This is a genomic window from Mesorhizobium sp. UC74_2, from assembly GCF_042701485.1.
In the GTDB taxonomy this organism is placed as follows: domain Bacteria; phylum Pseudomonadota; class Alphaproteobacteria; order Rhizobiales; family Rhizobiaceae; genus Mesorhizobium.
The window spans coordinates 2,211,264-2,226,005 of record NZ_CP170562.1 but is presented as its reverse complement, the minus strand read 5'-3'; the positions used below and the strand labels follow the sequence as shown (position 1 = coordinate 2,226,005).

Sequence of the window (14,742 nt, the reverse complement as noted above, 5' to 3'; positions counted from 1 at the left end):
TGCCTTGCGGCACCGCACCACCTCTGGGAGGATCTATTGCTCGATCGTTGTCTCTTCGAGCGTCCACTGCATCGCCGGCGTCATCTTCAGGTTCTTCAGACGCTTCGAATAGGCGATTGCGTAAGGCGAGTAATAAAGCGGGATTTGCGAGACCTCTTCCGTGGCGATCTTCGAGATCTCCTGGTAGATGGCGGCCCGCTTGGCCGGGTCCTGCTCGCGTGATCCCTGCTCTGTCAGCTCGTTGAGCCGCTTGTTGTTGTAGAAGGTGTTGAAGGCGTGAGAGTCGCACTCGCCGCACAGCGCCCAGCGCACCGCGAGGTCGGGATCGGTCACTTCGTTCATCCACCAGGTCGGCGTGGCGTCATACTCGCCCTTGCCGGTAGCATCCCACCAGCCAGGCGTATCGACATTGACGAGCACCGGCTTCAGTCCGATCGCTTCCCACTGCGCCTGCATCAACAGCCCGATCTGCTGGTTGGTCGAGCCTCCTCCCAGGATGATCTTCACTTCCTTCCCGGCCATGCCGGACTCCGCCAGCAACTGCTTGGCTTTCTCCATGTCGGCGACGACGCCGGGATAGTTGTCATCGTGGAACTGCAGCGACCCGGGAAGCGGGGTGTTCGCCGGCTTCGCATAGCCGCCGGTGACCGCCTGGGTCAGCGCCTTGTTGTCCAGCGCATAAGCGGCCGCCTGCCTTGCCTTGAGACTGGAGAACGGTTCGCGGCCGTGGTTGAGAAGCGAGACGAAAATGACATTCGAGGGTTCCATGCGCATGTCGATGCCGTCGGTCGCCTTGAGATCGTCGACCTGGGACCAGTTGACACCGCGCATGACATCGACTTCGCCCGTCTTCAGCATGGCGGCGGCCGTCTCCGGCTCGGCGATCTCGAGCAGTTCCACGATCGCATCCGACTTCGGGTAACCCTGGCGCCAGTAGTGAGGATTGGGGGCGAGCACGAGCTTTTCACCCGGCTTCCATTCCTTGACCATGTAGGGGCCCGACGAAAGCGGCACCGAGGCAAAGGCACCATCTACACCGCGCTTGTCGACATCGGCCTTGGAGACAATGCCGACATTCCAAAGTTCAAGATTGGCCAGCATGGGCGCCAGCGCATGCTTCATCTTGATGACGACGGTCTTGGCATCCTGCGCCGAGATCGACTCCACGGCCGCCAGAGGGGATGGCAAGGCCGACTCCTTGTCGGAACGGACACGCTCCAGGCTGAATGCGACATCGCTGCCAGTCACCGGCGAGCCGTCCGAAAACTTGGCGTCGCGCAGATGCAGGGTATAGGTCAAACCGTCAGCGGAGATGTCCCACTTTTCCGCCAGCCCCGGCTCCAGTTCGCCGGTTTCGAAATTGCGATGCAGAAGACGTGAATAGAGCTGCCCGAAAACTTCGATATTGCCGGCCGCCCCGGAGCGAGACGGATCAAGTGTGGTCGCCGGATAAGGCGATGCCATGCGGATAACCGACTCGGCCTGCGCAGCACCGCTTGGCGCAAGTACTGCCAAACCCAGCGCAGCCGCCAGCAACGCCCTCATCATGGTTTTCATCTGAAACTCCCTCTGGGGCGCTTTGCGCCTTCTTGTTTTCGCCGCTGGCCTGCCGTCAACAACGCCCATCGGCCAACATCATTATGCGATCGCAGATCGCAAATAATGTCAAGATCGTTGTGCCGTTCGCCAACGATTTAGATGTTCCTTTTTCAGAAGGCATGTCAGGTACGACACCAGGAACTCTTGCACACGCGGCCCGACCGGACCTCGGAAATACCCAGTTGCGAGCCTGCAGCGTCGCTCCGCAAACATCATCCAACCCCGGCCGATGCGGCCGGGGTTGGTATTGCCCGATGTGTTGTGATCGAGAGCCTAGAACTGCCAGGCCAAGGAAGCGCGTCGATGCATCCAGTAGGCCGCGAAGCGCCCACCGGCGCGGATGAGGGCTTCACGCGGCCCCGCTTCCACCACCCGGCCGTTCTCCACGAACACGATGTTGTCGGCGTGCGCGATGGTCTCCAGCCGATGGGCGACGATCAACACGGTACGATTGGCGAAATTGCGGACAGCGGCAGCAATCGCCGCTTCGTTGCCGGTGTCGAGAGAACTCGTGGCCTCATCCAGCAACAGGATCGGCGCCTCCTTCAGCAGGGCTCGCGCGATGCTCACCCGTTGCCTTTCGCCACCTGAAAGCGCGGAACCTCTCTCCCCGACAGCCGCGTCCCATGTTCCCAGGCGTGTAACGATTTCATCGACCTTGGCCGCGCTCGCCACCTGCTGGATGTCACCATCGGTGGCGGCTGGACGCGCAATCCGGATGTTCTCCCTGATGCCGCCCTCGAACAACTGAACGGTCTGGAAAACCACCGCCATCTGATCCATGAGGCTCGATGGATGATAATCACGGACGTCTCGCCCACCCACCAGAACCTTGCCACCGTCGACGTCATGGAACCTGGCAATCAGCGACAGGATCGTGCTCTTGCCGGAGCCGGAAGGGCCGACGATCGCGGTGGTGGAACCGGCCGGCACCTTGAAGGAGATGTCGTCCAGCACGACATTGCCGCCCGGCGCGAAACCGACATCGCAAAACTCCACATCCGGCGCCCCGGCAACCGCATTTGTTGCCGGATGTGACAGCGTAGGCAGCGCAAGGATGTCCATGGTGCGACGCCAGGCACCGCGCACGGATTCAAGTGCCAGCGCCAGATCCGAGAGCGTCGTGAAAGGTTCAAGATAGCGCGTCGTCACGACGATGAGCGCGACGGCCTCTGCCGCACTGACCTTGCCGGTGGCGACGAGCCAGGCAATCACGCCGATGAGCGCAACAAGCACCACCTGAAAGACAATCGAAAACAGCAGGGTGCCGGGTACGGTGAACCAGAGCATGCGAAGTCCGGCGCGATGCTGCCGTTCGACGGCATCCCCGAGCGGCGTGCCTTCGACACCGAGGCGGCCGGCCGCGCGCAGGATCAGCTGCGCCTTCGCGAACTCATCGGTCCGCTCGGCGGCCTCTTCAGAAGCAGCGGCAAAGGCAGCTTCCGACTGCCGCATCAACCTGGCCCCGAAAAACAGCGCTGTCAGGAGGACGGGCACGGCAGCCACGGCGACCAGACCAAGCGGCCAGGCCACGAAAAGCAGGCCAATGCCGATAAGTGGTGGGAGCAGCAGCGAAATGCCTACCGGACCGCAAAGGTTGACGAAGGCGGCGAAAAGCTCCGGGACCGAACCGGCGAGAGCACGCTTGGCCTCGCCCTGCTGTTTCGCGCGGAACTCCCCGAGCGGAACGGCCAGCAGATGGTCGATGAGCGCGTGGTTGGTCCTGTTGGCAACGGCGAAGCCCAGGTCGAAGGCACGTACGATCAATCGCGATTCCGCAAACCATCCGGCAGCGATCGCGGCGGCAAGCACGCCGAGCCATGGCAGTGCTCCGTGCGGGCCGGCGCCAAAAAGCGTGCCAAGCAAAGGCAAGAGAGCAAGTGCCGCTACGGCGCGCGCCAGCGCGGCAAAAACAACCCAGGCGACGTAAGGCGCGATATGGCGCCGAGCTTCCTTCGGGACCAACAGGCTCATGCCGCGACCTCCTCTCCGGCATGCCAGAGGTCCCGATAGAGCCCCGGAATGGCGACCAGGCCGTCATGACGACCGGATTGCACGATGCTGCCGTCCTTCATCACGACGATCGTGTCGGCCCGCGTGACCGTGTGCAGTCGATGCGCCACGACCAGGACGGTCCTGTCCCGCGTCAGCGCAGCGACCGCCTGTTGCACGAGATGTTCGGATTCCGGGTCGGAAAATGCCGTCGCCTCGTCAAGGACCAGGATCGGCGGATTGGCCAGAAGAACACGCGCTATCGACAGGCGCTGCGCCTCGCCGCCTGAAAGATAGGCATCCTCGCCAATGACGCTGTCGTATCCACGTGGCAAACGGGCGATCCTGTCGTGGATGTTGGCAGCACGCGCCGCGCTTTCGATCTCGGCGTCACTGGCAGCAGGCCTGGACAGTGCGATGTTGTCGCGAACCGAAGCCCGGATAAAACACACGTCCTGGAACACGAAGCCTATGCGCTTGTTGAGGACCTCAGGACTGAGATCGCGGATGTCGATCTCGGCGCCCCCCGCCGACAGCGTGATGGCGCCTTCCGTTACATCGTGAAAACGCCCCGGAAGCGCGGCAAGTGTCGACTTGCCTGCGCCGCTCGGCCCGATCAAAGCGGTCATCGTGCCGGGTTTCAGTTCAAGCGAAATGCCGCTGAGCACGGGCTTGCCAGGGCGATAGCTGAAGGAAACATCCCGGAACCGCAGTGTCAGCGGCCCTGCAGGCAGGTCACCATTCGCGCCCCGGCTACCCAACTCCTTTTCCTCCAGCAAAACGCCGATGCGTCGGGCCGCCATCCGCCCCTCGCGCAGCGGAACGAGCCCGTAGGCCACGGCCATGATTTGCGCTCCGAAGGCCGTACCGAGGAAAATGAAAGGAAGGATATCGGCCGGCGTCATTCCACCGGTGCTGATACGCCACATGCCGCCGGCGACGATCAGCAGCAGGAAGGTAGGCGGCTGAATGGCAAGTTGTGAAAGCACTTTGCGGCCTGCCATCGGCCGCTGCCAGCCATTGAGGAACCTCGCCTGGCCGTCCAGCACCGCGCGCAAGTCGCGCCCGTTGCCGCCAAATACGCGCACGACGGCGAGCGCGTCGACAAAGGCACCCGCGGCGGCATTGGCCTTCTTCGTCCAATCGGCCACCCGAGCCAGATTGTCGCCATTGCCGCGCATCATGTGGCTGAAGAGGAATATGAAGGCGACGATCGGCAGGAAAAGCATCGCCGCAAGGCCGGCGTCGACGGTGAAAAGATAGATGATTACGGCGATTGGCGTGATGGCCCCGGCGACGGCATCCGGTACTGCATGCGTGACCATGTAGTGCAAGCGGCTCGCATCCTCCTGCACCGACTGGCGCACGGAAGCAGCGTTTCGCTCGGTGTACCAACCAAGCGGCAGCCGGCCGAGCTTGTCGATCACCGTGCGGCGCAGATCGCGGCCGAAATCGGCATCCACCACATGCAGCCACAGGAGCAGCATCGAAGAGAAGAAAGCAGCCGCCCCATAAAGCACAAGCGTCGCGATCACCAATGGTTGGTATGCGCTCCAGCCGGCTTCACCGGAGAGCAGCTTGCGGCCGATTTCCGCGAGCAGGACGAACGGTGCCAGACGCATCAGCGAGATCAATCCCTGCAGCACGCCGGCGGCACGCAGCTTCCATCGCAGCGGCACGAGCAACTCAAGACCGCGCTGGGAGCGCCAGCGGCCAACCGCAGGTGCAGGCTCGGGGTTCGACGGCTCTGCCACCTGCACCGCCTGTTCGGCGACCTTGGCCTCAACTGCCGGCTCGGCCTCTTCCCCGCCATGGTCCTTCCGCAGCCGCATCGCCTTGCCGCGCACCCAGTAGGCACGATGCTGGATATCGGCGAGCGGAAAGCCATGCTGCTTGTTGAGGCACGCGCGCACTTCCTTGACCATCTTGGCCTCGCCGGCGAGCCAGGCGTGCCAGTTCGACCAGTCGCGATGCGGAATGGCACCTGCCATAGCCTCGGCTGCGCTTTGCGAAACCCAATCTACGCTGGCATTGGGATGCGCGGTAATTGGAATGGCTCTGTCGCCTGCCGAGACCTCCTGGAGCAGCACGACAATGGGCGCTTCCCGCGAGAGAACAGCAAGGATGCTGTTGATCGCGGGAATGGCTGACGGATCGCCGATCAGGAGATAGCCATCCGGCTCCGGTTCGGGGGGATCGAATTTGGTGTAGGAGATGTAGGAGGCCGTGATCGCGTCGCCGGGTCTGGCTGCCATGGCCCAGCTGGCTGCCGGGCCTGCCGGCTGGTGAAGCACGAAATCGAAAGTGACCTCGCCGCTTTCCGGATCCGGATCAATCAGCGTGTAACCGCGCTGGTGAACCTTGTCGGAACCGTCCGGATCGGGAGCCCACAAACGGATGAAACTGGCGGTTGGTGTTTCGCGTCCATCGATCATGGTCGGTGCATGAAAGCGGATGCGACGAAAGGCCGGCGCCAGATCCTCCACGCTCAGCACGGTCATGACGTGTTCGGTCGCGCCGAAAGCCTTCATCAACGCGTTCTGGAAACCGCGTGCCATCGCCATCCTCGCTGCATGCACAATCGCCAGCGCCGACGGACTGCGTCCCGACAGGATCGATGGATTGCGCCTGGTGTTTGCCCGAACGCTCAGAGCTTCAGGAAAACATGACTATTCAGATCATGAAATAGCCGCCTAGCCCCGTGAACCGCAACCGCTGCCGCTATCGCGAAAGCAAGGAAAACTATCGCGCCAGCAAACCGGTCCGTTTCAATGCTGTCGTTGCTGGCCCCGCACCTGATCGGCGGTCGGCGGATGGCCGAAATGCTTTCTGTATGCAGCGGTGAAGGCCGCGGGGTTCGAGAACCCGACATGGCGGCCAGCTTCCGCAACGCGCAAGCCATGCTCCGACATCAGGATGCGCCCCATCTTCAGCCGCTGGACCCGGACATAGCCAAAGATCGTCGTTCCGAAGGCAAGCTTGAAGTTCGATTGCAGCGTGGTCAGATTCACGCCGACCTCACGGGCAAGGTCGAGCGCCTTGGGCGGATCGGCCAGACGCCGATCGAGGATCTCGCGGGCGTTGTGCGCTCTTTCGTATTGCAATCGCCCGATTTTCTGGCCGACACGCTCCTGCTCGTGCAGCGCGATGGCGATTTCCAGCAGGAAACGCAGTGTCTGGCTCTCATGGTAAAGCCTTGCCAGGTTTCCTTCGTAGGGGTGGTCCAGCACCTCGTTGGCGATTTCCACCGCACGCGCCAGATGAGGCAGGGTTGCACGCCGGAAACCCGGCTGCAGGAAATCTTTCAGGCAGGACAGGCTGTCATTGTCCACGCTGCTCGCAAAACGATCGAGAAAATCCGGCCTGACGGTGATGCCGAAGGCTCTCGCTCGCTGGCCGGTGAACCAGACACGTTCGCCTGCCTGGCGCGACCCGAAACCGAGAACTTCTATCCTGCCCGGCCGGTGGGCGACGGAGGAATGACCCTGAAGCTGCAGCGGCTCAGTGCTGCCGTCGAGCAGCACCGTGCACAGAAGCGACGGCTCGATCTCGATCGCCAGGCCGCTATCCTTCAGATAGGTGATATCGTAGCCGGACATCAGGAGGCCGGGTTGAACCTCCTCGGCCTTGAGCATGCCGGACATGGCCGGGGTTTCGATCGACGTTCCAGCCAGAACCTTGTGTTCGATGGTGATCGCGCGCTCGGCGGCTTCACGCAGCAGGTCGGAGACTGAAAAGTCTCCCACGAAGGCTGTTGAAGCACCCATGAGCGGTATCCCCGGATCTGCTACGGCCGGCACGCTGAACCGCGGTTTCTGTTTCCCGCGATGGTTTTGCTTGCTGCCGCGATAGTGACGCGATTGCGGCTGTCCAGCCGCACGACTAATACCTGATAATTATAATCATGATTTAGGAAGCTGGCTAGGGTCCGACCCGGCCGGCGCATTTGAACTGCGTGGGGATCCAATGCGCTTGAAAGCATATCGCAGGTCGCTGGCCTGCGGCGCTGCCGCTCTGTTGAGCTTGCCGGTTGCAATATTGCCCAGACCGGCTCTGTCCCAGGAAGCGGCGCAGGCCGAGCAAGGTGCCACCTTGCTCGACAGGATCGTGCTCACCGGGCGAAAGCGCACGGAAGTCGAAGAAAAGGCACCGGTCAGCGCAACGGTGATCCAGTCCAAGGATATCTCCGCCTCCGGCCTGGATTCCGGCGCTGATATCGCCAGGAAAGCTCCCAACACCAACTTCATCGACTACACACGCTTCGGCGACAACTACCTGAACATCCGCGGCGTCTCGACGCTTGGCGGCCCGCTCAATTCATTCGATTCCACGGTCGGCTTCTCCATCGATGGCGTACCGACCAGCGTCATCGGCTTTGCCCCGCCCCTGCTCGATGTCGAGCAGGTCGAAGTGCTGCGTGGACCGCAAGGCACCACATTCGGGCGCAATGCACTTGCCGGCGCCATCAACGTCGTCAGCCGGCCTGCGGACGGCGAGCGCGATTTCCGCATCAACACCGAGATCGGCAGTAACGGACACGCCTTCGTCGAAGGCATAGCCGGCGGCTGGATCTCGCCTGACATCCTGGCCGGCCGCGGCGCAGTGCGCCTGCAGAAGTATGACGGCGATATCCCCAACCCGTATCTCGACAAGGACCTCGGCGGTGCCAAGATCGGCGCCGCACGTGGAACCGTGCGTTATACGCCGGATGCAACATGGACCATCGATGTCAGCGGTTCATACAGCCGTGACCAGAGAAACAACCCCGCCTATCTGCTCTACAATCATCCCGACTTCCCTCTCAGCGGCGAGGATGTCGAGCCGAAGAACCTGCGCACGATCGCGCAGGGCACGATCAACATCCGCAAGGATTTCGAGAACGTCAGCTTCACCTCGACAACCAGCTATCAGGACATCGGCATCTCCAATTTCGGCGACTTCACGGATTCCTATCTCTACGGTCCTTATCTCGGCCTGCCGCCACAGTTCCTGTTCAACCCTGCAGCCGACAAAGTTGATTCGGACGAGAAAGAGCGCATCTTTACTCAGGAATTCCGCCTGAACTCCTCAGAGTCATCGGATTGGCAATGGGTTGCAGGAGCAAGCTACCTGCGTTCCGACTACGACTTCCATCGCAAGACCGCGACGCCGTTCCCGACGATGAACGGCACCTTCGATAACAAGATGACCAGCGAGACTTATGCCGCTTTCGGCGACGCAACGGTGCCGCTGAACGAGCACTGGTCCATTTCGGGCGGCCTCAGACTGGCGCATGATCGCCAGACCTTCGACGGTAACTACGTGACGAACGGTTTCCCCGGCACGATCCCGGCCTTCAAACAGGCCAACGAGATGTCGGATACCTACATGACCGGACGCGCCGCGATCGCCTACAACTGGAACGCGGACGTCATGAGCTATGCCTCCATCGCCCGCGGCTATGCTTCGGGCGGCTTCGAAAAGACCTCACAATATGCCGGGTTTGGCATGCCCTCGCTGAAGTTCGACCCTGCCAAGAGCTGGACATACGAAATCGGCACCAAGGCCAATCTCACCGAAGGCATCGCCGTGCGCGGGGCCGTCTTCTACAATGACGTCCGCGACGGCCAGCTCAGCGGTTTCGACCTGGCGACGATGCGCGTTTTCATGACCAACCAGAATTTCCGCAGCTACGGCCTGGAACTTGGCGGTTCCACCGAGCTGACCGACGGTCTCGAACTGACAGGCGGCATCGGATACACGAAATCCGAGATGGTCGATGTGACGCCGGAATCGATGCTGACGGGTGCACGCGAAGGCAATCGTGTGCCACAGGTGCCGGAGTGGACGGCCAATCTCGGTCTCGGCTATCGGTTGCCTGGCGAGGCGCTGGGGGTGAGCGGCAACTTCACCGCCAACGTCAGCTATCAATATGTCGGGACACGCGTCTCCGACCTCGCCGACAAGGAAGAGCTGGAGCCCTATCACACCATCAACGCGCGCATCGGCTGGGAAAACGAGAAATACGGCTTCTATGGCTTCGTCAACAATCTGCTCGACGAGCGGCCGCTGGCTTACTCACTGACCATGGCGCCCGGCGTGCGCGGCGTCTACATCGGTCGTGGCCGCGTTTTCGGAGCCGGTGCTACGGTCAAGTGGTGAGGTAGCCCACCAACCACCGCACCTGTTGCCGGTCGAGGCGACCTCATCCGCGAGAACGCCGATACAAGCTTCGGCAACCCATCTGCCGCAGTGACTTCACGCCGAGAAGTCTGGCATCTGCAGTCGATGGGAGCGATGCGGGATATTTTCAGGGACAGGCTGACGGCCACCGCCGTTGCGGTTGTCCTTGTCTATCTGTTCCTGCTGCAGGCTTTCATATCCGGAATGACGCAAGGCGCGATGGCTGCCTCGGCCGCCGATCCGCTGCACGTCATCTGCACCACCGACGGCGCCGAGCCTTCGTCGGATCCAACGGGACCAGCTGGGAAGGGCAGCACCTGCCCTTGCGCAGCCCTGTGCAACATCGCGGGTTTGGCTGCTCCGGCTGTCGTGGGTGGACAAGATCATGTCTATCTGACTGCGACCAGAGCTGAGCCGGTTCCCCCGCGGCTTGCGCCGAACCCGTTCACGCCGTCGTTGCGCGGCTTCGTTCCTGGTCCCAGGGCCCCACCGCTCTCTCCCTGACCGCACCGTTCGAACACGACGGCTCGAGCCCGTCGTGCATTTCACAACGTCAGGAGATACCCCATGTCCGAACTCACCCTCGGGCGGGAGCCCGCAGGCATCGTTGCGCGCTCCGCGTCCGATCTTTATCGCGCCGTCTGGCGCTGGCATTTCTACGCAGGCCTGCTTGTCCTGCCCTTCATGATCACGCTTGCGCTGACGGGAGCGCTCTATCTGTTCAAGGACGAAATCGATGGCATCGTCCATTCCGACCTCAAACGTGTCGAGGTTCAGGAAAGCGTGGCAAAGGCTCCGCCTTCACAGATGGTTGCCGCAGCCCTGGCCGCCAGCCCGGGAACGGCGGTCAAATTCACCGCCCCTGCCACAGCCGACAGTTCCGCCGAGATAACGATCGAGACGGCCGATCAGGGCAAGCTCGCCGTCTATGTCGATCCCTACACCGGCAAGGTTCTCGGCGCCCTGCCCGACCGTGGCACGGTCATGTGGACCATCCGCTATCTGCACAGTCTCAAATATTTCGGCTCGACCGCCCGCATGCTGATCGAGATCGCCGGAGGCTGGTCGATCCTGCTGGTCGGCACCGGGATCTATCTGTGGTGGCCGCGCCGCCAGACCGGTGGGGTGTTGAGCGTGCGTGGAACGCCGCGCCGCCGTGTCTTTTGGCGCGATACTCATGCCGTGACAGGCATCTTTGTCGGCTTCTTCATCGTGTTCCTGGCGATCACCGGAATGCCGTGGTCCGGAGTCTGGGGCGCCAAGGTCAACGATTGGGTGAACGGCAACAACTACGGCTATCCAAACGGCGTCTGGACCGGGGTCCCCATGTCCGACGAACACGCCAATCACATCGCCCAGATGTCCTGGTCTCTTGATCAAGCCAAGGTGCCGCAATCGCCGGGACAGGACGGACAACCCGTCAGCCTTGATGAAGCTGTCGCTACCTTCGAGAAGCTTGGCCTTCACAAGGGTTATGCGGTCAACCTGCCGACCGACGCATCCGGCGTCTACACCGGCTCCGTCTTCCCCGACGACCTCGCAAGCCAGCGGGTCGTTCATCTCGACCAGTACACCGGCAAGCCACTTATCGATGTCAGCTATGCCGACTACGGGCCGTTTGCCAAATCGATCGAATGGGGCATCAGCGTACATATGGGCCAGCAGTTCGGCCTTGTGAACCAGTTGGTCCTGCTTGCGGCCTGCATCGCGATCATCATGCTTGCCGTCTCGGCCGGTGTCATGTGGTGGAAACGACGGCCTTCGCGGTCGCTCGGCGTTCCGCCCCTGCCTGCCGACACGCGCGTGTTTCGCGGCCTGCTTGCCATCCTGCTTGTCGGCGGCCTGATCTTTCCGCTGGTTGGTATTTCACTCGTGGTCATGCTGGCTCTGGATTGGACGTATTCCAGGATACGCAGGCCGAGAACCGCATAACCTTCCAAGCTTCTGGGGCGTAGTCGGTCGGCCTGCGTCCCAGTTGCTTAAAATAGTCGATCCAAATGGTCGATAGAGTGTCCTTGGTGCGCCGATCCATTCGGATGGCTGTACGCCTTCCAGGCCTTGCCGAGCAAAGCAGTTCCATTTGCGAGCCGCTGAACCGAATTAGCTTGTCATCTTCCGCTTGAATTTCAGGATTTCGTTTCGCGCAAACATCCTTAAGTTTACTATTCTTATGGACTTAAGGGAGGAGCGACGATGATCGAGCGTTCGCGCAATTCCGTCATCATAATTGGCGGCGGTGCCAGTGGCGTCATCCTGGCTGCGCATCTGCTACGTTCGAACGATCCGGGACTGCGTGTCACCCTGGTCGAACGTCGTGAAAGCTTCGGCAAGGGAATGGCTTATTCCGCCGCCCTGCCCGATCATTTGCTGAATGTCGCAGCCACCAATATGAGTGCCTATCCCGATGACCCGCCCCACTATTGGCGCTGGCTTCAGGAAAAGCAGCTTGTTCAGACCGACACCGGTCCGGTTTACACGTCTCGAAGCACCTATGGCCGCTACCTGCAGGACATACTCGAGCGCCTCGCCGAAGATGAGCGCACGACGGGACGCCTGCGGTTGATAAGGCAAGAGTGCACTGGCGTCGTCACCACGCCGGTCGGTGTAGAAGCGCGTCTGGCTGACGGCACCAGCCTTGTCGGTCATATAGCCGTCCTGGCCACCGGTCATGATCAGGAGCCTGCCCCGGATCAGAATTTCGCGGTCCGCATGGGATCCGCTGACGATACCCAGCTGGACCCAGACGCCCCAGTGCTCATCCTTGGCACCGGGCTGAGCATGGTCGACGCGTGGCTGACACTCGAGCACCGCGGGCACAGAGGAGAAATAACGGCCGTCTCGCGGCGCGGGCTGCTGCCTTGGCCGCACCAGAAGGGCAATCCGATCAAATTGGACAGTGCCGACATTCCCCTCGGCACTGAACTGTCCTACTTCGTCGACTGGTTCCACAAACTGGTACGCGAGACGGAAAAAGCCGGCGGCAACTGGCGTGACGTCGTCGATGGACTACGGCCGTTCAACCAGCGGATCTGGCAAAACTGGCCATCAACCGCCAAGCGCCGGTTCCTGGAACACACCAAGGCTTGGTGGGATATCCACCGCCATCGCATGCCACCACAGATTCACGCCCGCGTGAAACAAGCGGTTCGCACCGGCCGTTTGAAGTTGCTCGCCGCGCGCGTGATCGCTACGGCCTCCGACAACGGCGACAGGCTGGTGAAACTTTTGCCCCGCCGGTCGCGAGATGCCGAAACCTTGCGGGTCGCCCGCGTCTATGACTGTACCGGCATCGTCAAGGACGTATCGACCGGCTCGGTTGCGGTCATCAGGTCCTTGACTGATCGGGGCCTTGCCCGGCCCGATCCACTGCGGCTCGGCCTCGATGTGACGCTGGATTGCGCAGTGATTGACCGCAACGGCACTGCATCCGATCGCCTCTTTGCCGTCGGCCCGCTCACCCGTGGAACTTTCTTCGAGATCGACGCCGTGCCGGACATCCGCAATCAGACCGCCAAACTGGCAGGACAATTGACGCAGCGCACGGCACCCGGGTTCCGTTAGGCCTGACGACGAAAAAGGCGCGAACCTCAGTCCGCGCCGTCGGTGCACCGTCCTGCAGAGCGTCAGTAGCGTCCGACTGGCACCATATCGAGACGACCCGCCGCCACGCCTGCGCTTGCTGCCCAGGTAGCTTCGCGCCGCGACGACGAATTCCGAACGAAGGACACCACGTGTTCGAAAGCGTCAAGATCTTCGGTCGTCCCGATTCCTCCAACCATGAATTCCGAAACACCGGCATCGACGAAACTCAGCAGCTGAAGCGCGGCCTGAGCCGGCAGTCGCGACAGTATGAACTGACCTGAGGCAGCGGTTTCCTGGCCTGAAGCATCAAAAACAACCGGCAGCGCGAAACGAACCTTGCCTTGTCGACCATGTCTCGCTGCCGCGGCACGAACTCGGCTCGCCAGCAAGCGGGCCTCGTCCGGCGATACGGCAGCAAGTTCGAAAACGTCAGCATGCTTTCCGGCGACGTTCAGGGCCGTTCCAGACAGTCCCGCCATGCGGATCGGCACTGCCGTGCCGCGCGCACCCTTGCGCGGCACGAAGCCGCCCACGACACTGTAGAACGGGCCTTCGTGATCGATCGGTTTTTCATTTGCCCATAGGCGCTTCAGGAGCGTCAGATATTCATCGACCCGCCGCCAGAAGGCGATATGGCTAGGCTGCCGGTCTGTATCGACCATTCCGCGCGCAGGCACCCGAAGCGCAATTCGACCATTGTGCTGGAGCTGCAACGCCGCCAGCCGGCGCGCTGCGCTGACGGGATCGAGTTCGCCGGCGCCGTGGGTCAGCACAATCTGTTGCTGCTCGATTTCCCTGGCGACAGTGCGGTCGACAACATCAAGCGAGTTGTTCTGCTCGCCAGACAGCCAGGACTGAAAACCTGCGCGCCACGCCGAAGCGGGCGTAACCCGGCTTCCGGCTGCATGCCTTTTGGAGGCAACATGTGATTGATCGACGCTTGCAGGGGATACAAAAGTGAACACAACGCTCATCACAACTTCTCCCTTGTTGTGGTGGACAGGCGGGCGGTTCAACTCCTCTGGAATTGCAGGCGGTTACCTCACCGCGTCAACTCAAGGCACAAGCCCAAAAATGAAGGCGCTTGCAAAAAGGAAGGATACGGCGAAAACCGCATAGGGCAGCAGCGCACCGCCGACAGGCGACACGGAAATGCCACGGTGGCGGAACTTTCGTGCACCGGCCTGGGTCAGGAAATTCGCCATCGCTTCCTCCATTTCCCATTAGTCTATAAACTCAGTAGATTTTGTCGATTGCTATTTTTTGGCTCGGATTGGGATGGCTTTCTCAAAAATGACCACGATGTCGAAGATTGTTCCGTCCATGGTGGGTCCAGGAAATTTGCCCCATGCAAGCAGGACACACGAGCGCCTACGGAGCCAACCGCAATATCCGGCGCAATAATCC

Annotated in this window: 10 protein-coding genes; 4 read left to right on the top strand and 6 right to left on the bottom strand. The window is 61.6% G+C overall.

From position 1 onward, the window contains the following. Positions 1-33 precede the first annotated feature (33 nt). The 4 genes from ACFJIU_RS10810 to ACFJIU_RS10795 all read right to left on the bottom strand — a co-directional run bounded on the left by ACFJIU_RS10810 (position 34) and on the right by ACFJIU_RS10795 (position 7,358). Complete coding sequence (locus ACFJIU_RS10810) at positions 34-1,557, bottom strand: ABC transporter substrate-binding protein (RefSeq protein ID WP_379071021.1); 1,524 nt, start codon at positions 1,555-1,557, stop codon at positions 34-36. Positions 1,558-1,872: 315 nt separating this feature from the next. Further along, positions 1,873-3,573, bottom strand: coding sequence for an ABC transporter ATP-binding protein (locus ACFJIU_RS10805; RefSeq protein ID WP_379071018.1), 1,701 nt, complete (start codon positions 3,571-3,573; stop codon positions 1,873-1,875). Next, entirely contained in the window at positions 3,570-6,149 is a 2,580-nt protein-coding gene (locus ACFJIU_RS10800; protein WP_379071015.1) for an ABC transporter ATP-binding protein/permease, read from the bottom strand. The genes ACFJIU_RS10805 and ACFJIU_RS10800 overlap by 4 nt, the downstream gene beginning before the upstream one ends. Before the next feature lie 210 nt (positions 6,150-6,359). Continuing rightward, on the bottom strand, positions 6,360-7,358 hold the full coding sequence (locus ACFJIU_RS10795; protein WP_379071011.1) for a helix-turn-helix transcriptional regulator: 999 nt from the start codon (positions 7,356-7,358) through the stop codon (positions 6,360-6,362). A 199-nt stretch (positions 7,359-7,557) separates the two neighbouring features. Here ACFJIU_RS10795 and ACFJIU_RS10790 point away from each other — a divergent pair, with 199 nt between their 5' ends. From ACFJIU_RS10790 to ACFJIU_RS10775, 4 genes are all read left to right on the top strand, one after another. Continuing rightward, positions 7,558-9,732, top strand: a complete 2,175-nt coding sequence (locus ACFJIU_RS10790) for a TonB-dependent receptor (RefSeq protein WP_379071008.1) — start codon at positions 7,558-7,560, stop codon at positions 9,730-9,732. 135 nt (positions 9,733-9,867) lie between these two features. Continuing rightward, positions 9,868-10,257, top strand: a complete 390-nt coding sequence (locus tag ACFJIU_RS10785; RefSeq protein WP_379071005.1) for a DUF2946 family protein — start codon at positions 9,868-9,870, stop codon at positions 10,255-10,257. Positions 10,258-10,320: 63 nt separating this feature from the next. Continuing rightward, on the top strand, positions 10,321-11,685 hold the full coding sequence (locus ACFJIU_RS10780; RefSeq protein ID WP_379071003.1) for a PepSY-associated TM helix domain-containing protein: 1,365 nt from the start codon (positions 10,321-10,323) through the stop codon (positions 11,683-11,685). 261 nt (positions 11,686-11,946) lie between these two features. After that, on the top strand, positions 11,947-13,314 hold the full coding sequence (locus tag ACFJIU_RS10775) for an FAD/NAD(P)-binding protein (protein WP_379071001.1): 1,368 nt from the start codon (positions 11,947-11,949) through the stop codon (positions 13,312-13,314). A gap of 62 nt (positions 13,315-13,376) precedes the next feature. On the opposite strand, the gene ACFJIU_RS10770 is transcribed toward ACFJIU_RS10775, so the two are convergent. Further along, positions 13,377-14,309 carry an LLM class flavin-dependent oxidoreductase gene (locus ACFJIU_RS10770; protein WP_379070998.1) on the bottom strand — a complete coding sequence of 311 codons (933 nt, stop codon included), beginning with the start codon at positions 14,307-14,309 and terminating at the stop codon, positions 13,377-13,379. An 81-nt stretch (positions 14,310-14,390) separates the two neighbouring features. Next, positions 14,391-14,540 carry a hypothetical protein gene (locus ACFJIU_RS10765; RefSeq protein WP_379070996.1) on the bottom strand — a complete coding sequence of 50 codons (150 nt, stop codon included), beginning with the start codon at positions 14,538-14,540 and terminating at the stop codon, positions 14,391-14,393. Between the last annotated feature and the right edge of the window lie 202 nt (positions 14,541-14,742).

What these genes read in the sequence shown, in the direction of transcription:
- ACFJIU_RS10810 (WP_379071021.1), bottom strand. Translation starts at nt 1,557, where the DNA reads ATGAAAACCATGATGAGGGCGTTGCTGGCGGCTGCGCTGGGTTTGGCA.
- ACFJIU_RS10805 (WP_379071018.1), bottom strand. Translation starts at nt 3,573, where the DNA reads ATGAGCCTGTTGGTCCCGAAGGAAGCTCGGCGCCATATCGCGCCTTAC.
- ACFJIU_RS10765 (WP_379070996.1), bottom strand. Translation starts at nt 14,540, where the DNA reads ATGGCGAATTTCCTGACCCAGGCCGGTGCACGAAAGTTCCGCCACCGT.
- ACFJIU_RS10800 (WP_379071015.1), bottom strand. Translation starts at nt 6,149, where the DNA reads ATGGCACGCGGTTTCCAGAACGCGTTGATGAAGGCTTTCGGCGCGACC.
- ACFJIU_RS10785 (WP_379071005.1), top strand. Translation starts at nt 9,868, where the DNA reads ATGCGGGATATTTTCAGGGACAGGCTGACGGCCACCGCCGTTGCGGTT.
- ACFJIU_RS10770 (WP_379070998.1), bottom strand. Translation starts at nt 14,309, where the DNA reads ATGAGCGTTGTGTTCACTTTTGTATCCCCTGCAAGCGTCGATCAATCA.
- ACFJIU_RS10775 (WP_379071001.1), top strand. Translation starts at nt 11,947, where the DNA reads ATGATCGAGCGTTCGCGCAATTCCGTCATCATAATTGGCGGCGGTGCC.
- ACFJIU_RS10780 (WP_379071003.1), top strand. Translation starts at nt 10,321, where the DNA reads ATGTCCGAACTCACCCTCGGGCGGGAGCCCGCAGGCATCGTTGCGCGC.
- ACFJIU_RS10790 (WP_379071008.1), top strand. Translation starts at nt 7,558, where the DNA reads ATGCGCTTGAAAGCATATCGCAGGTCGCTGGCCTGCGGCGCTGCCGCT.
- ACFJIU_RS10795 (WP_379071011.1), bottom strand. Translation starts at nt 7,358, where the DNA reads ATGGGTGCTTCAACAGCCTTCGTGGGAGACTTTTCAGTCTCCGACCTG.